At 61.6% G+C, this 16,963-nt stretch carries 17 protein-coding genes and 2 pseudogenes; 4 read left to right on the top strand and 15 right to left on the bottom strand.

Features of this window, described 5'->3' with window-relative positions:
* Window positions 1-806 precede the first annotated feature (806 nt).
* On the top strand, window positions 807-2,546 hold the full coding sequence (locus NZ585_14680; protein MCS7081278.1) for a hypothetical protein: 1,740 nt from the start codon (window positions 807-809) through the stop codon (window positions 2,544-2,546).
* 104 nt (window positions 2,547-2,650) lie between these two features.
* On the opposite strand, the gene NZ585_14675 is transcribed toward NZ585_14680, so the two are convergent.
* Window positions 2,651-3,436 carry a hypothetical protein gene (locus tag NZ585_14675; protein MCS7081277.1) on the bottom strand — a complete coding sequence of 262 codons (786 nt, stop codon included), beginning with the start codon at window positions 3,434-3,436 and terminating at the stop codon, window positions 2,651-2,653.
* A 983-nt stretch (window positions 3,437-4,419) separates the two neighbouring features.
* Between NZ585_14675 and NZ585_14670 the strand changes: the two genes are divergently transcribed.
* Window positions 4,420-4,572 (top strand): hypothetical protein, encoded by a 153-nt coding sequence (locus NZ585_14670; GenBank protein ID MCS7081276.1) that lies wholly within the window; start codon window positions 4,420-4,422, stop codon window positions 4,570-4,572.
* 67 nt (window positions 4,573-4,639) lie between these two features.
* Here NZ585_14670 and NZ585_14665 read toward each other — a convergent pair.
* Both NZ585_14665 and NZ585_14660 read right to left on the bottom strand, forming a co-directional pair.
* Window positions 4,640-4,994 (bottom strand): annotated as a pseudogene (locus tag NZ585_14665) (DUF5615 family PIN-like protein).
* 2 nt (window positions 4,995-4,996) lie between these two features.
* On the bottom strand, window positions 4,997-5,332 hold the full coding sequence (locus tag NZ585_14660) for a DUF433 domain-containing protein (protein MCS7081275.1): 336 nt from the start codon (window positions 5,330-5,332) through the stop codon (window positions 4,997-4,999).
* Window positions 5,333-5,591: 259 nt separating this feature from the next.
* Here NZ585_14660 and NZ585_14655 point away from each other — a divergent pair.
* Both NZ585_14655 and NZ585_14650 read left to right on the top strand, forming a co-directional pair.
* Window positions 5,592-6,200, top strand: a pseudogene (locus NZ585_14655) (AAA family ATPase).
* A gap of 25 nt (window positions 6,201-6,225) precedes the next feature.
* The gene (locus tag NZ585_14650; protein MCS7081274.1) at window positions 6,226-6,495 is read left to right on the top strand and encodes a hypothetical protein; all 270 of its coding nucleotides are present in this window, start codon (window positions 6,226-6,228) and stop codon (window positions 6,493-6,495) included.
* A 70-nt stretch (window positions 6,496-6,565) separates the two neighbouring features.
* Here NZ585_14650 and NZ585_14645 read toward each other — a convergent pair whose 3' ends face one another.
* The 12 genes from NZ585_14645 to NZ585_14590 form a co-directional block, all read right to left on the bottom strand.
* The gene (locus tag NZ585_14645; GenBank protein ID MCS7081273.1) at window positions 6,566-6,871 is read right to left on the bottom strand and encodes a hypothetical protein; all 306 of its coding nucleotides are present in this window, start codon (window positions 6,869-6,871) and stop codon (window positions 6,566-6,568) included.
* Window positions 6,872-7,004: 133 nt separating this feature from the next.
* Window positions 7,005-7,343, bottom strand: a complete 339-nt coding sequence (gene cas2e, locus NZ585_14640) for a type I-E CRISPR-associated endoribonuclease Cas2e (protein ID MCS7081272.1) — start codon at window positions 7,341-7,343, stop codon at window positions 7,005-7,007.
* Entirely contained in the window at window positions 7,324-8,235 is a 912-nt protein-coding gene (gene cas1e / locus NZ585_14635) for a type I-E CRISPR-associated endonuclease Cas1e (GenBank protein MCS7081271.1), read from the bottom strand. Before cas1e ends, cas2e begins: the two co-directional genes overlap by 20 nt.
* Before the next feature lie 70 nt (window positions 8,236-8,305).
* Window positions 8,306-9,061 (bottom strand): type I-E CRISPR-associated protein Cas6/Cse3/CasE, encoded by a 756-nt coding sequence (gene cas6e, locus NZ585_14630; GenBank protein ID MCS7081270.1) that lies wholly within the window; start codon window positions 9,059-9,061, stop codon window positions 8,306-8,308.
* Window positions 9,024-9,737: a type I-E CRISPR-associated protein Cas5/CasD gene (cas5e, locus tag NZ585_14625; protein ID MCS7081269.1), complete on the bottom strand. Its 714-nt coding sequence runs from the start codon at window positions 9,735-9,737 to the stop codon at window positions 9,024-9,026. Before cas5e ends, cas6e begins: the two co-directional genes overlap by 38 nt.
* Window positions 9,734-10,930 carry a type I-E CRISPR-associated protein Cas7/Cse4/CasC gene (cas7e, locus tag NZ585_14620; protein ID MCS7081268.1) on the bottom strand — a complete coding sequence of 399 codons (1,197 nt, stop codon included), beginning with the start codon at window positions 10,928-10,930 and terminating at the stop codon, window positions 9,734-9,736. Before cas7e ends, cas5e begins: the two co-directional genes overlap by 4 nt.
* Window positions 10,927-11,475 (bottom strand): type I-E CRISPR-associated protein Cse2/CasB, encoded by a 549-nt coding sequence (casB, locus tag NZ585_14615; GenBank protein MCS7081267.1) that lies wholly within the window; start codon window positions 11,473-11,475, stop codon window positions 10,927-10,929. Before casB ends, cas7e begins: the two co-directional genes overlap by 4 nt.
* 39 nt (window positions 11,476-11,514) lie before the next feature.
* A complete protein-coding gene (gene casA, locus NZ585_14610; GenBank protein ID MCS7081266.1) occupies window positions 11,515-12,708 on the bottom strand; it encodes a type I-E CRISPR-associated protein Cse1/CasA in 1,194 nt (397 codons plus the stop codon).
* Between the two features lie 14 nt (window positions 12,709-12,722).
* Complete coding sequence (casA, locus tag NZ585_14605; protein ID MCS7081265.1) at window positions 12,723-13,139, bottom strand: type I-E CRISPR-associated protein Cse1/CasA; 417 nt, start codon at window positions 13,137-13,139, stop codon at window positions 12,723-12,725.
* Window positions 13,140-13,186: 47 nt separating this feature from the next.
* Window positions 13,187-13,729: a hypothetical protein gene (locus NZ585_14600; protein MCS7081264.1), complete on the bottom strand. Its 543-nt coding sequence runs from the start codon at window positions 13,727-13,729 to the stop codon at window positions 13,187-13,189.
* Between the two features lie 97 nt (window positions 13,730-13,826).
* Window positions 13,827-15,914, bottom strand: coding sequence for a CRISPR-associated helicase Cas3' (cas3, locus tag NZ585_14595; GenBank protein MCS7081263.1), 2,088 nt, complete (start codon window positions 15,912-15,914; stop codon window positions 13,827-13,829).
* On the bottom strand, window positions 15,911-16,372 hold the full coding sequence (locus NZ585_14590) for a WYL domain-containing protein (protein MCS7081262.1): 462 nt from the start codon (window positions 16,370-16,372) through the stop codon (window positions 15,911-15,913). Before NZ585_14590 ends, cas3 begins: the two co-directional genes overlap by 4 nt.
* Window positions 16,373-16,963 lie beyond the last annotated feature (591 nt).

Raw genomic sequence — 16,963 nt, 5'->3', positions numbered from 1 at the left:
ATGGTGAAGCCGGCTCAATCAAGACCGTCTCTCAGCCATCAGCCTGATCCGGCGCGGGCAGGAGCTCTTTTATGCCAATGGCATCAAACACGTCCGCCGACCGCTAACCCCCATCACCACCACCGCAGGGGACTCCTCCTCGAGACCTCAACAAACAACTTTGTCCAAAACAAGAGCGGCGCTCGTGGATCCCACGAACGCCGCCCATCGCCGACCTAAAAACTCCCCTTTACCAGCGACCTGATGCGCCCCGCCCCCCAAGAAAAATGGGGCCATTCCCAACCCCCACCCTAAAAGACCCCATGCTCGGCAATTGCAATTTTATCATTGCGAGTGGCAATTGGCTTGATCTTGGCAATATATCTGCATTTCATATTACGCCTTCTTCATAGTATTGCGGCTTTGCTATTTTTAGATTCCCGAAAAATCGGCTTTTTAAGAATCTTCTTCCGTAAAAACCGACTTTTTACGGATCGAGCAGGGCTTCTGAGAGGAGATAATTTCGATATTGCAAGAAATAGGCGGTAACAGCAACATTGTCCTTGCCAATCGCCCTTGCCCGTCTTGGTCGTCCCAACCACAGGGTATACTCCAAGGAGCGCCGGATCGTCAAGCGCAAGGGCAATGCCCAAAACCCTCTCTGACCGGCAAGAAGTATTGGCTGAAAAGCCTTGGTCCTCTATATTATCGGGTGATTAAGAACCAGGAGGCGACCCCCCAAAAAAAACAACCGACGGCCGCCCCCCCCCTACCAAGTCGGTGTCGCCCAACGACATCCGAGGCAACCACCTCCAAGGAACAACCGGGTGAGCGGCGCACAACCTACGCTGAGAGGCGACGGAACAACCGAACTGACCGTGACGGATATTCTGGGACCGGGCGGACGGCTCAGCCGTCTCAACCGGAACTTTGAATGCCGAGCGGGACAGCTGACCATGGCTTTGGCGGTCGCGGAGACGTTGCGGCAGGGGGGGACGCTTCTCGTCGAAGCCGGCACCGGTGCCGGTAAAACCCTCGCCTACCTGTGCGCTGCCGTTTTACACCACGAACCGGTCGTCATCTCAACCGCCACCAAACAACTCCAAGAACAAATTCTCTTAAGAGACCTCCCGCTCCTCGAACGCGCGATGGAACGAAACATCAAAGCGGTGGTCCTCAAGGGACGCGGAAACTACCTGTGTCTTCACCGCCTTGACGCCGTAAGCCGCCAACCGCATAAGGTGAACAAGGCGCACCGAGCGCACCTGCAAGCGCTCCACACATGGGCGACGGAAACCCGAACCGGCGACCGGGCGGAACTGCCTGACGCCCCGGCATACGACCCGCTCTGGCGTTTGGTTGATGCGCGGAGTGACGCCTGTCTCGGTCGCACCTGTCCTCAATATGAAGACTGTTTCGTGACCCGCCTCCGTCGCCGGGCGTGGCACGCCGACCTCGTCATTGTCAACCACCACCTCTACTTTGCCGATCTGGCACTACGCCATAACGCTTACGGACCTTTCCTACCGGACCACCGGTGCGTTGTGTTTGACGAAGCCCACGAGGTCGAGGCAGCGGCGCGTTCTCAGTTCACTGTTCGGGCGAGTGTACAAACTTTTTACGAACTTCTGCGGGAGATTGCCAACACCGTCACGTTTCAAGACGAACTGGGGCGCAAGGTGCACGATAACTTGACAAACGTTAAGCGCTTGGCGACGGCGTTTCAACACCTGATTCAAAACGAAACACGCCACCAAGCGGCGACGCAAGACGGGCGACTCTCCCTGACACCGGACGACTTGCGGCGACTTCGCCACGGAACCTTGTCCACCATCGCGCCCGTCTCAAAAGGTTCAAAGAGGAGCGCCACGCCGACCGACCTTCCTGTTTTTGGACTTTTTCGCTCCGCCGTGGAGTCGTTGGCGCGAACCTTAAGACAACTGGCCGCCGCCGACGCCAACCGGTTGGTGGAACGTCTGGCGGAGCGTGTCGCCGGTTTTGCGGCCGATTTACTGCTCGTGGTCGAGGATTCCGAGGATTATATCCATTGGGCCGACCGGTCCGAAAACCCAAAGTCGGACGGAGGCCGCCGCCTGGTTTACAGCGCAGACCGTCGCGGGCGCTTCCCGTCGCACGCCGCTATGAAAAGCGACTTCCCCGCCATTGACCGGTCTCCGTCGCCCCACGTTGGATTTCTACGTGAGGACGTCGAGCGGATTTGTCGCGCCTCATGGAAACGACCAGAGCGTCGCCGACTGACGGAACTCCTTGAAAGAATCACCCCGCCGACCTACCGCCAGGCGCTGTATAGTCCGACCTCGGTCGCCCGACTCCACGGGGTTCTCCTGAAATACGAAGGTCTGCGAAGCATTACCGGGCGGGCGCCGGTACGGCGCATCCGCGACGCCGTGTACATCCCGGATGACTTCCTGACCGCCTGCCTTTGGTGCAAACGGGCCGGCGTCGCCTTTCATACTCGGCGATACCGCGAAGTCTGCGGCGTTTACTCCGTTCCCTGGAAGCATGTCTATGAGCAGGCGACCTTCCAAGGCGACGCGACGGCCTAGGACGCTCTGTGGCGAGAATGATTCCAACCAAGCGCCGCCGGCCGCCGGAGACGCCGACGCCATGATCAAAAGCCGAACCTGATTGAAAACTGAAGGATGAGGGCTTAGGTTCGCACCTCAATCAGCGACCGAAAGAAATCGCCGAGCCGAGAGGCGTCGGATTGCGAAACTTCACTAAGCACTTCGCGGAGCGGCTCAAGGCGAGCGATATGCAGTTCGGCGTACTGAATGGCGCGGCTTTGGTACAGGTGAGAACGCAGGTCCTCGTCCAGAAGCGTTTCCCGTACGAGCGCGAGGGCTGAATCGGCGGTCGGGCCGGTCCCGGCGGCCAGCGTCAACAGGCTAAAAAAGGCGTGTTGCACCACGTCGTCTTCGTAAAGCGCCGAATGGGAGAGAACATGGCGGAACGCTTGCATCGCTTCCGGGCGGCTTTGCGACAACCCTTCAATGACGGAAATGAGAAAAATCTGGCACATCGCGTCCGGCTCCGCCTGCGTCGTCAGCCGGGTTACAAAGAACTCGTTTTCCGATCCGTTCTCCAAGGCGTACAGGTCCGACAACGCACGATAGGCCTCGCGCTGAACCGTCGCGTTTCGTTCAAAGGTTGGATCACAAAAGCGTTGTAGGACCTGTGCCGCCTCGTCCGTATCTAGCGCGGTCGTCAGCGTCTTCAGTAAAAAGATGCGTAGGCTGGGAGCGGTTTCGCGTCCCTCCAACAGTAAACTTTTTAATCCGCCTCCGATCTCGGGAATCACGCCGGCGTAGGGCGCCAGAATGTAAAGCATGTGTTCCCGAAGACTGACAAAAGGCTCCAGACCGGAGCGGAGGATGCTGAGAAGTTTCTCGTAAACACGAGGCAACGCCGCCAGCGCCATGAGCTTGGAAAGCACCAGATCGGCGGCCTCGTGTGAGGATTCATAGTTGAGGTCGAGAACTCTAATACCATTTCCTGCTAAGGAGCGTGCAAACAAAGCCCTGTCCCCCAAGAGAAACCGAAGCGGAGTTGCAAAGTCTCCTTCGACAAGCGAAGAACCGTCAAAAGCAAAGTCGCCTGCAAGCCTTGTACTTGATGGTCAGCGGACAAGCCGGGTCACGCGGCAAAGTGGCCGACCTGTTGGGGAAAAATCGTAACTCTATTTCCAAGCGGCCGGCGCTGTATGAGCGCGGCGGTCTGCAAAAGCCCCCGGATATGTATCTTCCGCCGGGAGCCAAGAGCAAGATGACTGGAGCAGCGCTTGCGGATATCAAAGAGAGGTGGTGTTGCTTGGCGGCTGACGGAAGATCACCATCAATAAAGCTACGACGACCATCTGGGCGCGTGTCTGGAAATGAGAGTCAGCCGCTACGTAACATTACCTAAAAGTGATTTTAGAGCAAGTTTCAAGAAGATGCAGCGAAAAACTTGCTTACTTGTTAAAGTTAGATGAGGAAACTCGCTACAGTGATGCGGCAACTGCTCTAGTCGGGAAGTATCGTGAGATTGACCAAAGCTCAGGTGGTGGGTTGAAGATGAGACTCGGCTGGGCTTGACGCCGATTCATCGGAAAAGCATCACGGCGAAGGGGCCGCACGCGCGGGGCAGTTCCGAGATCAAAAGAGCATACGAGTATTGACACGGAATGATAGAGCCGTTGACGGGAGATAGCTTAATGCCGGCGCTGCCGAATCTGGAAGGGCGTTTGATGGAGCTTTCCCTGGCGGAGTTCAGCCGGCGGATCGTGAGAGCCGGCACGTGGTGTCATTGGATCACGCTTCGGCGCATACGACGGGAAGATCAAGCCGGCGGAGCACATCAGGTTTATCTTTTTGCCGCCGTAGGCGCCGGAGCTGAATCCGATGAAAAGGTTTTGGAAGGCGTTGGTTTTGGAAGGCGTTGAAGGATTGGCGGTCGGACCATGCGCCGGGGACGCCGGCGGAAGCGCGGGCGTTGGTGACCAAAGGGTTGAAGCGCTTTGGTGAGGAAGCCCTGCGTTTGCTGACCGGGTATGAGTATTTGATGAGTGCGTGGAGAGAAGTCACCGCATAGTCTCTATCGGGAAGTAGTTTAAATTAGTCTCCTCTGCGTTCCTCGGCGACGAACCTGTGCAGGCAACCTATTGTAGAGGCAGGCAACGCACCTGCTCTTCCCATTCCCCTTCCAGGCTGCATTCAGCGATGAGGAGAATGTCCTCGATGACAACCCTCACGGGTACTTGGCGACCGACTTCAAAAACGCCGGGCATTGACTGGTCGGCGCGCACACGCGCGTCAGCGTAGCGCGTGATCGTCGTCACATCATGCGTCAGCAACACGCGCTGTTCCCGAGTCGCCCATGCCAAGAGCGTCGGGTCGTCCGCCCCCGTCAAGCCAACGTCTTGAACCACGCACAAGATCCAAGTCAGGTTTGCGGCGGATCAAGCCACGCACAATGTCGTTGTTGAAATTTTCATCGGCGGCCAGACGCACCATGCTTACGGCGTCACGCCGGAGCGCCGCGCCAACAAACGCACTCGAACGCCGGTCGGCGCCCGACGGGCTTCGTTGGCCTGCCGCGCCGCTTCCGCCTGTTCGCCACGACGCTTCAGATAAGCGTCCACGTCCGGGCGGCGTCTCAGATAGTAGGCAATGACGGCGTACACGTCGGCCAACGGAAGGGATGGGGACTGCGCCGTGATCGTTTCCGCCGTGGCCTCGTCCAGAAAAGCGGACACCACCGTGTCGAGCGTCGCCCGTGTGTGGCCAATGCGGATAACGCCGTCCGCGTCGGTCACGAGCGGGATGGCTTCGATGGCGGGTGGGGGCGTCATTGGCATGGCCTTTTAGAGTGTTCAGTGTTCGGTTTTCAGACGACCCGCCATGGAACACGAAACACTCGCCACGCACAACTCAAACCGGTTGCGCCTCCATCCGCGCGCAGCGGCGCTGGGGCGCGCTTTTTACATTTACTGTTTTATAGTTTTCTGTATTTGTAAAACGCTTGTCGCGGGGACGGCGCGTCTGTTGACACGGACGGGACGGCGCGCTATGCTGCGTTTTTCAGTTTTTGCAGAAAACCGGAGCGAGGCGATGGGCGTCGTCGGGTTGGTCAATCACAAGGGCGGCGTCGGCAAAACGACGCTGGCGGTGCATCTGGCGGGCGCGTGGGCGCTGGCGGGCGCGCGGGTGTTGCTCATTGACGCCGACCCGCAGGGGAGCGCGTTGGACTGGGCGGCGGCGCGGGCGGAGCGCAGGCGGGCGCCGCTGTTTGGCGTGGTGGGCGTGCCGCGCCCGACCCTGCACCGCGAGGCGGCGCAGTTCCGGCGGGACTATGACTGGATTGTGATTGACGCGCCGCCGGGCGCGGCGGCGGTGACGCGCTCGGCGTTGCTGGCGGCGGACGCGGCGCTGATTCCGGTGCAGCCGTCGCCCTACGACCTGTGGGCGGTGACGGCGACGGTGCGGCTCGTCGAAGAGGCGACTACGTACCAACCGCTCCGGGCGGCGCTGGTCGTCAACCGGCGGATCATAGGCACGGTGATCGGACGAGCGGCGCAGCAGGCGGCGGCCGGCTGTGGGTTGCCGGCGTTGACGACGGTGGTGAGCCAACGGGTGATCTTTGCCGAGGCCGCCGCCGCCGGACGTGTGGCGCAGGAAATTGACCCCAGAGGCGCGGCGGCGCAGGAAATCGCCGCGCTGACGGCGGAAGTGGAGGCGATGCTGTATGCGAGCGAAAAAAACGAAACACGTGGAGTTGCCCCCGAAGCCGACCACCGCGAGCGCGGAGGCGTGGATTCAGGGCGAGTTTGACGCGCCGACGAACGACAGTACAGCTTCCATGAGCCGGCTGACGCTCGACCTACCGACCTGGCTGCATCGTGCGATCAAGGCCGACTGCGCGCAACGCGGCGTGAAGATGGCGGAGGAGCTGCGCCGGCTCCTCATCGAGCGTTACGGCCCAACCGGGCGACAACGAACCGGGAGGCGTGGATGAACCCGTGACGCCATTGGCTTTCTTATGTGCAGCTTACTTCACGCCGCTCGCGGCGACCGCGCCGACCTTTTTAGGCGCGGGACTCGGCGGGCGCGCGGCGCTCCCGCTGAGGCCGGGCGACCCGGCGACCGTCGCCTTCCTGATGCAAAAGACGGGCTAGCCCATCCCCGATCCCGGCGTGACGCTTCGTCAAGTCGTCCGCGACCCGCAGAGACGGTGGCTCGTCGCGGGCGACTTTGACTGGCGCGACCCGGCGACGGGCCTGCGGCGGCGCCGGCTGCTGCGCCTGCTCTCCGACGGGCGGCTCGACCCGACCTTCCCGCAACTCACCCTGCCCGGACCGCTCACGGCGGTCGGCGTCCAGCGGGAGGTTCATCCCCGCGTGCGCGGGGAACGCGCTTCTCACAACCTACTGCATCCGCAACGGTTGCGCCAGCGCCAACAGGCTACCAACAATGATGCCCGCCGGACGCTGTATTTCCACAAGGAAATCGTGATCTGCCGAGTTGTCAAAAGCGCACAGCGTCATGGCTTGGAGCCGCCTCGATCCGCGTCTCGGTCGGTGGGGTTTCCTCAGGCAGAAACTGCACAAGCTGGACACCGTCAAAGTCAATCGGGATGCGCCGGTTCTTGCCAAGGGTGCGAACCTCAAAGCCGGACTCCGTCGGGGCTGACCACATCATCACCGCATTGCCGTCTTCAAGCCCACGCTCGACATTATCCCAAATGTACTCGCGCACGCGCTGTGAATAGACGCCGACATAGACACCGGCTCGCGCCTCCAGCAGCCAGATGGCAAGGCGACCGCGCAGGCGCGGCGGCGCATTTTCAACCACGATGACCATCATCGCCAAGGCGCTCCGGGTTGGGAATCGCCGGACCAACCGCATCCGGCGGCGGTGGGGTCAACTCGCCGGCCGCGAGCGTTTCCTCAATCAAAGGAATGAGGCGTTCAAGCAATCTTGTCCGCCGAAAAACATCGCGGCAGGCCAGACGAACTTCGCGCTCGACGTTGGATGAGGGCCGACTTTGTCCGGCGACCTTGAAGGCGACCGGCGCGACGGTTTCAAACTTGACCAAGTCGGCGATGTCATAGACGAAAGACAGCGGCTTGCCGGTGTGAATAAAGCCGATAGCCGGCGCATATCCGGCCGCCAGCACGGCGGCTTCAGTCACGCCGTAGAGACAGGCGTTCGCCGCGCTAAGGCACCGGTTGGGCAAGTCGCCGGATCCCCACTCGGTGTGGTCGTCGTTCCGCCGCGTCCAAACCACGCCGTACTGCTTGGCGAGCAATTCGTACATTTTGCGCACCCGGACGCCTTCAATGCCGCGCAGTTGCTCAACGCTGCGCTTGGCGGGCGGCTCTTCCTTGAAGCGCAGCGCGTACATCTTTCTGACAACCTTGAGCCGCGCCGTCTCGTCGAGCGCCAGCTTGGCCTGATAAAGCAGCTTGTCGGCGCGCGCGCCGCCGGGCTGTCCGGCCGAGTAAAACCGGACGCCCGCCTCACCGCACCAAATGATGAGCGTACCGACCGTAGCGGCCAGTTGAGCGGCGCGGTGCGACAGGCGCGTGCCGGGTTCAAGCATCAGGCAAGCGACGCCGCCGATCGGGATGTGCGAGCGGACGCCGTTTTTATCCACGACGACGAATGCACCATCGAGGACGTCAATTTCGCCCCGCTCCACAAAGAGGAGCGAAAGTCTTTCCTTGAGCTGAATAGGCTTGAGTGGTTCGAGCATCCGTGCCTCTCATCCCCGCGTGCGCGGGGGACTGGGGCGCGTGTAAAAGCGCCCGCGCCGTTCGGCGACCTCATCCCCGCGTGCGCGGGGGACTGACAAGCGGCGCCAGTGAAAGCAACCCGCAGCCAAAGCCCTTGGCCGCGCCAACCCCTTGGCTGACCGCTGCGGAGAAAGCCGCAGCGTCGGTGACGGTGAGCCATCCTTCAAACAGCACCGTCACAAAGCGGATGGGAGCTGAAGCGGCTGACTTCCGGAACTGCGTCCAGCCTTCATCCTGAACAAGCACGCCGGCCGGCGCGACGGTAAACCCAAGCCGCTTTTCTCCGAGACGCTTCAGCCAATCGAATTGGCGCGCTTCGCTCAGAACGGCTAGACGCTTGCCGCGTTGCTGTCCCCCATCCTCCGCGCGCTTCGTGCACGCCGCCGCCGCTTCTTCGGGGCGTTGGGCGTAGGTTGGATTGGCGCGCAAGCGGAAGCGAAAGCGGTCGCCCTGCGCGAAGTCAAGCACCAGTTCTTTGGTGCTGTGGCGCACATCAACCTCACGCACCAGCGCCGACCGATCCGGCGCGATGCCGCTTTGCACAAGAATGCAGAGGTCAATCCGGCCGGCGGGCAACGGCTCAACGCGAAAGAGGATGCGGGCCGCGCGCCGGGCTTGCTCGGCCGCCGCCCGCTGTTCCGGCGTCATGTGGGGTTGCATCATTGGAATGTTGGGAAAACCGCGCATCACGGTAGCGTGCGCCGCGTAAGAATTCAGCAGCAGCCGCTGCGCGTGACGCCGACGGAGGTCAAACTGCAGCCGACTCAGAAACAGGCGCATCACCATGCGTTTCCTCCTGTCTTGGCGGAAGAGGGGCAAAGAAAGTCTTGACCCGCCGCGCAGCAAAGCGACGCGCGCCTAGCGCGAACGACACCGGCGTGTCGCGTCGCGTGTCGGCGCTGGGTTCGCCCGCGCGGCACTCAACGACAAAGCGAACTTGCCGCTGCGCGTCCGACCGGCGGGGCGGCCATGGGTCAATCGAGGGGTAGGTACGGAGGGCTTCTTCGAGGGGGATTGCTTGCAGACCATCCAGCAACCGGATGGGTTCCGCCGGCACAAACGCCTTGCGTCCAAGGAAAAGCGGCCAGACCGGGCGACGCAGCGCCTCGTGCAGTTGACGCAGCAAAGCCGCGTCAGAGCCTTCCAGACCAACCAGAAAAGCGGCGTCGGCCAAATAGGCGCGCTTCGACACCAGCGTGTCAAACTCGACTTGCCCGGGCCGGATCTCCTGCACCGTATGGTAGTCGGCGGCGACCCGACCTTCCCGATCCACCCGAACGCCCATGCGAAGCTGCGCCAGATCATCCAACGGAGTGTTGCGGTCGCGTCCCAACGCGGCGCAGAGCAGCCCAATCACGCCGCTTTTGGACGGCTCATGCTCCGTGTCGCGCTCGTCAAACCGGCTGCGCGTCCCCCATGACTGCATCGGCGCGACGCAGCGCAGCAACAGCGTCATCGTCATGACAGGTTTCCTCCGGCGGTCAGCGTCGCCAACATGTTTTCAACTTCGGCGAGGAGGTCTTTCAGCGAAGGGGTATCAGGGTTCTCTAGCGAAACGACCCAGTCGCCGACGATGTGGGCGTCATAGACGCGCGTGAGCTGCGCCAGATGCTCTTCCAGTTTTTTGATGGAGCTTTGGACAATGTCTTCGTCGGCCGTGGGTCGCGCGGGCTTCAGGAAGGCATTCGCCAGCGACAACGGCTCACCACCGCCGCGAACCAGCACCCGCACGTACGACGGCAGGTTGCGCGCCGCCAGGCTGTTTTGCTTGCCGGTCGGCGTCGCCAGCACCGCCGCCTCGATGAAGCCCAGCGTCGCGCCCTTGGCGAGTTGCCTGTCACCGCCAAGGTTCGCCGTGAGGAGATCAAAGTTGAGGTTGGCGTAGCGATAATAGCACGCGCTGTTGAACTCCACCTGCCCGATCATGTCCGCTCCGGGCGTCTCGTCGGGACGCAGGTCGTCCACCGCCGTGTAATAGTCCATTTCCATGGCGATCTCATGGGTGGAGATGGCATGCGCGACCTGGCAAGCGGCGTTGACCCCCATGTTTTTCTGGTCGGCGACCATGCGCCCGAACAAGGCAATGTCGGCGGCGTCGGTCGAGCTGAAAACCTCAGCGACCTCTTTTTGGATGTCCTTTGGGATGGCGTCCTGAGCGGCGGTCTTTTGGCGTCGTTTGTCTTTCTGACCGCCGGACGAGGTCTGGTTGTCGTCGGACGGCGCAGGCGGCGTGATGGCGACGAGCCTTGCCCAGTGTCGGCAACCAATCTCGATGAGCGCGTCAATTTCTTTTTGTCCAAGGTAAAGCAGGTACTGGGTTCGGTCGTCATCCTCGACTTTGAGCCGGACGGCATTGAGGAGATTTTTGCCGACACGTTTGGCGTCATCTTCCGACCCCGGCATATCCCTCTGCCTGAAGCCCGTGACCAATTGCTCCAGCAGGCGCTGTGTGCGGACGCCGAGATCCCCATGATGTTTCATCACGCTCTGTTTGAAGGCGTCATGCCGGCGAATGCTACGCTTGAGGCACTGGCTCGAAATTCGCGCGCGGCGCGTTCCGCCGAAGTAACAGTCTTTAGGCGCTCCGGTGTCGTCGCGGTTGAGGTTGGATGGGGCGAAGTTTTGCAGAATGTGCAGCTCGATGAACATAGTCATGCCTCCGTTTCGGTTGACGTTGTTGCCGCGACCTGACGCTGTGCCTGCGCATTGGCGTCGCGCCAGTAATCACGCGCCCAACGAAGCTGGACGCGCCGATCTTCACGCGACCAGTGTGTGAGATCGGTCAGCAAGCGGTGGTAGTTGACGGGAACGCTTTCAGCCTTGAGCAGCGCGAAGGCATGACGCAAATGGTTCGGCGCGTCATCCAAGTGTGCGTCAAGCAAAGCGGAAAAACGGCGCTCAAGGCTGGCGGCGCCGCTTTTCCGCCGGTGGCGCAACTCGGTGAAGCTTCTCCCAAGAGACCACGCTTGGTCGGTGTGCAGCGGATGAAAGGCGAACAATCCCGCAACGAGATAGCGGCAGAGCCGTTCCGTTTCAGAGCATCCTTCCGGGACGAACGGCTCTACATAATGGAATGTGTCATAGCGCAGGCCAGGATGGCTCAGCCCGCGCCGCAGCCGCGCAAACGCCGTGTTGCGCTCCGACACAAGGGATGGGTTGTTTTCCAGCTCAATGAGCCGATTGATCAACAGATCAGACATAGCCAAACCTCGCCTGAGCATGAATGAAATCCAGGTCGTTCAAGCCATCACTGAGGACTGGGCGGGCGACGGCGACTCAGCCGTTGTGGGTTGGTGACGGGCAAGCGCCCGCTCCAGCTTCTGTTCAGCCATGACGCGCGCCCGCAGTTCGCGCATCGTACGGTTGAGACAGTTGTCGGCGGCGCGGTCGAACGCCCGCCGCGCCGTGGCGACGACCTCTGTTTTCCATTCCGTGAGTAAGGTCTCCGCGTCCTGACTGGAGAGCGCAGACAAAAAGCGGCGAAAGGGGAGGTCGAGCGCCGCCCAATAGTCGCGCAGCGCACCTAATGATTTGGCGAGGGCGGCGACGCGCCTGCCGTCCACCTTCCGCTGCGGATCGCCGCCGTCAAGCAGCCGTCGCGCCAGCGCTTTCGTCGCTGTATCCAGCGCCTCGCCGACGGCCTCGGCGTGCTGCACGGCGTGTTGCACCTTCCCGACCAACTCTGCGTCGGACAGGAGTTCAAGCGGGAGCGGCAAAGTTTCCTGCCGCCAGAGCAGTGGCTTGGCTTGGTCGTTGACAAGCCCAAAGACGGCGCAGCGGAGCGTCTTTTCCTGTGGGAGAGATACATCCTGCGCCAGTGCAGCTGCCTGCCGGAAGGTCAGTGGACGCTGATTGTCCTTTTCTCGACTGAAAGCAAACAGGCTGCCGGCGTCGCGCCACAGCGCTTTTTCCGCCGATAGGCCGAGGGGTTGGAATGCGGTCTTTTTGGCGCCCTGACTTGGCACGTAGGCGCACATCGGATCACGCAGAGGCAAGTCGGGCGGAAGAGCGTACGCCTGTCCAAAGTACATCCGGCGTACGCGGAGTCGTCCATTCTCCGTCTCGGGCAATAGCCGGATGTGGCGGCTCATCCACGTGAGGTAGTCGAGGTAGCCGTCCGGGGTCCGCTCCCCAAAGGGCGGGTGAGGCAGTTGGTCGCGCTCCCAAATCGGACAATCCGCCTCAGTGGACTTGATTTCCTCTAGATACTCGTCGGCGCAAGTATTGAGCAAAAGCGTCTCAAACAGGTTTTCGCCAAGGATCAGTACGACGGCGGCGCCGGCCAGCGGCCCCTTGGCGCGGTAGGGAAGCTGACCGAATGGAACGCTGACAAACCCCTTGCCGCCGGGCAGCGCCATCAGTTGCGTGGCGATGAGCGCGCGGGCGACCTCGTCCGGCGCGAACGTTGGGTCGCCGCTCTCCGGCGGGTGCACGAAAAATGGACGGCTTAATCAGTAAAGAGGTCGGCCGCCGGGGACGGCTCGCCGTTTTCAGCGGCAAAGCCGGCGGTTTGGAAGAAAGGTTTCTCACGTGAAAACAAATCAAAGCGATCACGGTATCGCTCAAGGTAGCTGTGGATGCTTTCAAGTTGTTGACCGGCAAACCTTCCGGCTTGCCAGACGGTGTCCCAATCCTCAACCGAGCGCAGCCGCGTGGCGCGATGCAGGACGGCCAACAGCAGCCGATGGAGCGCCGCCACGACAAGGGGGCTATCGTCCTCGATGCCCCGTAAGTGGTGTGCATGCGCGAAGACGTCCTTGAGGCTGACGTGGCGCGTGTCGCCGTGCTGTGTCGTCACCGGCAACCAAGGCTCATCAAGCAGAGAAAACGAGAGTGGAGCAGCTGGTGGTTGGTCCTTCGTCATATTCCAATCTCCCTTGACAAAGCGGCGAGCGCCGGGCGCGCCTCTCGTTAGAGCCGTTGCAGAAGAACACCTAGCTCCGGATCGAGCGCAAGCCGATACTGCCCATGTTGAAGCGAGTTGCCGTGCAGGATGGCCGGCTTCACAAACTTGAGTTGGGGTGAGGCTTCCCAAGCAGGAACACTTGGCCGGCCTTTGAAGTAGTTCACCCATTCGGGATGACTGAGCACAACGCTTCGCTTGAGGATGTCGCGCGTCGTCGCTGTGTCCGGCTTGGCGCTGAGATCAACAGGTCGTCGTCCATCGGCGTCGAGATACATCCGCCCGTTGCTCTCGTGCAGGAGCGCGACGGTGATGGAAGGACGCGCCAAGCGCGTCATAGCCGCCGGCGCAGTTTCTTCGTCGAGACGTTCAGCAAGCTTGGTGAGCAGCCGCGAGTCAGGCTGTGTTGGATCAAGCTGCGGCAGGGCGACCGCATGCACCGTGAAACCAATCAATTGGTTCTCCGCGTGAATCGCTTGCGCCCACGCTTGGCGCTTCGCCTCGGTGGCCGGAGGCGCGGGGACGAAATCGGGGCCGTAAACTTGGCTCATCAGCACCGGAATATCGTCCGGGAGGTGGAGCGGCTGATTTGGGCGGGACGCGACATGCCTCTTGAGCGCAAGAGCCGTGTTGTGCAGGAGCAACGGCTCATAAAATGAATTCCGATTCGCCGAAATCAGGGCGGCTTTCAAGATGAGGCGGCAACAGACAATACAGCGTGGCGGTGTCCAGTCCGGTCGGGCGGCGGCGCTGATGCCGATGGAGTCGCCCGGCGCGCTGCAAAACCAGATCAACCGGCGCTAATACCGTGAACATCAAGTCAAAATCCACGTCCAGACTTTGCTCCATGACCTGCGTGGCGACCACGACGGCGCGGTGCGGACGCCGTCCGTCTTTGCCGAACAGCGCTTTGATCCGGGCCTCAATCGCCAGCCTTTGCTCCAGCGGAAATCGGGCGTGAACCAGAATCCATTCAGCTTCCATCGCGCAGCCAAGGCGTTGCTTGAGGTAAACAAAAAGCTCTTGCGCGTCGGAGACGGTGTTGACCAGGCAGGCGGCGCACCCGCCATCAATGAGCTTGGCTGTGAGGAGGGCGGCAAGTTGCTCCCAGCGCGCATCGGAAGCAACCTCAAGCAGTTCCAGCTGAACCGCCCGGCGGTCGGTCTCAGCGATCGGGATGCTTTCAGAACAGACCTTGTTGCTGCGTCCAACGGCCATCACGCCCGGATAAGGAGCGGCAGGCAGCGCGCTTTCATCAAGCGTCGGCGCATAGGCTTTCAGGAGAGCGCGACGCTTGTCGGTCGGCAGCGTCGCCGACAAGACAATCACGGATGAGCCAAGCGCGCCTAGCCAGTTGACGAGGCGAAAAAGCGTTTCGCTGGTGTAGGTGTCGTACGCATGCACTTCGTCGAGAATGACGACTTTGCCCGCCAGTCCAAACAGCCGCACAAACATGTGCCGCGTCTGAAGGACGCCCAGCAGCGCCTGGTCAATCGTCCCGACACCCAGCGAGGCCAAAAGCCCGCGCTTGCGCGCCGTAAACCAGCCTGAAGCGCGGACGCCGCCGTGCTCATCAGCGTCATACACAGCGGTGGCGCTCACCTGTCTGAGCTTTTCGTAGCTTTCGTTGATGTCGGCGTTGCCGTGCAAGAGGTGCAACTCCACGTCCCCCTTTCTAGCCGGATGATGCCGGATGAACTCCAGCAATCGTTCGAACATCGCATTGCCGGTCGCTTGCGTGGGGAGCGCGTAGTACCAGCCGCGCAGCCGGCGCTTATGCAGCCAACAGTCGGTGATCCCCAGCGCCGCCTCCGTTTTCCCGCCGCCCATCGGATACTCAATGACCACCAGACAGGGCTCGTCAAAACGACGGGCGACTTCCCAAGCGACAGTTTGACAGGCATTCGGCGTAAAGCCGGGCAGGTAGGTGAACAGCTGCTCCAGTGCGCTTTCGCCGGCCGTCAAAGGGGCGTCGGTCAGATGCAGCTCTGCAAGAGCGGCGTGTACTCGCTGTTGGCGGTCGGTCACGTAATCGTCTAGGTCGAGGTCGGCGTCACCGCAGTAGGGAAAGCGATCTTCCTGCGATCCGATCCAATCGGCCAAGCACGTCAATCCAGCGAGTTTGATGAGGAATTCCGGACGGGGCGGCGCGCAAAAGGGAAAGGACGACCAATCCAAACCAAAGGCCTGGCGCAGTGTTTCCACAAGACGCCGACGGGCGTCTGTCCACTGACCTTGGCCGGCGCGGGCTTGATTGAAGTCCACGTGGAAGACACCGTGGTGTCCGCCGACGGCGCGCGCCAGTTGGTTGGCATGCGCGATAGACAATCGCGATTGAGTTTGTTCTGTCAGGAGTTTGGGAAGCGTCGCCAATGTGACCCTTCCGTGGTCATCGTCATCGTTTTGGCTGAACTGGAAACCAAGGCGTTTCTGCTGTTGCACGATTTCCAGATCGCTGCGTTTGTTCTGGAAGCCCGGCGAGATTTTGCCGACATCGTGGCAGGCGACGAGCAAGGCCAGCCACAGACCTTGCTGACGGTCAGGCTCGTCGAAAAACAGCCGCCGCCAGCCGGCTTCCAGCAGGGCGTGCGCGACAAGTCCCACGTCCAGCATGTGGAGCAGGGCGGAATGATAGGGAGGGTGCTTGACTTCCTGCGGTTTGCCGGCCTTGCCCCAGAAGAGCGCATGCTGAGGCCATACCTGACTGAGTGTTGGCAGAGACGTTCCAGTGCTCAACCGCGGTGTGTGGATTCCACCGTCTGGTAATACGTCAGCATATCCGCCGCTTTGCGGCGCACCATCTCGCGCAATGCTTCCGGCGCAAGGACGCGGGCGCGCGCGCCGTACTGCAGCACCCACAGCTTGACCCCTTCCAGCGCGCCCACTTGCAGCGTCACGCGCAAACCCCCGTCGGGCAGGTCGTCGTACCGCGCCGTCGGATGCACCTTGCTTTGCTGCCGAATCCATCGCGCCTGATGCGCGTCAAACGCCACCACGACTTCCTGCAGCACCCCGCCGCCCCGGATCATCCCAAACCCCGCCGCCAAGTACGCCTCCAGATCAAACCCCGGCGGCGGCTCGAACGCCTCGTTGAGCAACTCCAGCGCCCGAATCCGACCCAAGTGAAAGTCGCGCACTTCGCCTCGCAGGTGGTCAAACGCGATGACGTACCACTCGGCCTTGGCGCTGTGCAGATGCAGCGGGTCAATCGTCCGCGTCTTGGTTGCGCCCGACGACTGCGTGAGTAGGTCATCCGGACGCGCCGCCGCGCGCTGACGGCCTGCGACAGCGCGTGGAAATGCGTGATGTCAACGGGGCTTGTCAGCGGCGGCTCGACCGACGGCGCCGCCAACAGACGCGACACGTCAATCGAGACCGTATCGGTGAGCGCCGCGGCGACTTTACTCAGGGTGTTGGTGATGTCGGCGGACAGCGCGCCGCCGTACGCTTGCGCGAGCCGCTCGGCCATCAGAATGGCGACGGTCTTGCCCTCCGTGAGCTGCACCCACGGGAGGGAATGGACCGGCGCAGAGTAGTCGAACCCGCGCCGTTTGGCGCAGTAGGTCAGCGGCAGCCCGAGGCGGTCGCGCATGTAGGTGATGGTTGCCTGAGCGGTTTTGCGGGAAATCTCAAACCGCTCGGCGATGCGGGCGGTGTTGGGGAAGCGTTTGGCTTGGATTTCGCGGTGAATCCAAGTCAGGCGCTCGGTGAGTCGGATATGGAGGCGAGGTTTGGTGGTCATACGGGGTAGTCATGGCCGACCGCCCGATTGTGCTGGCGATGGC

The sequence above is a fragment of the Chloracidobacterium sp. genome (assembly GCA_025057975.1).
Lineage (GTDB): Bacteria > Acidobacteriota > Blastocatellia > Chloracidobacteriales > Chloracidobacteriaceae > Chloracidobacterium.
The sequence above is the reverse complement of the archived record's forward strand: the minus strand, read 5'-3'. Positions and strand labels throughout refer to the sequence as shown.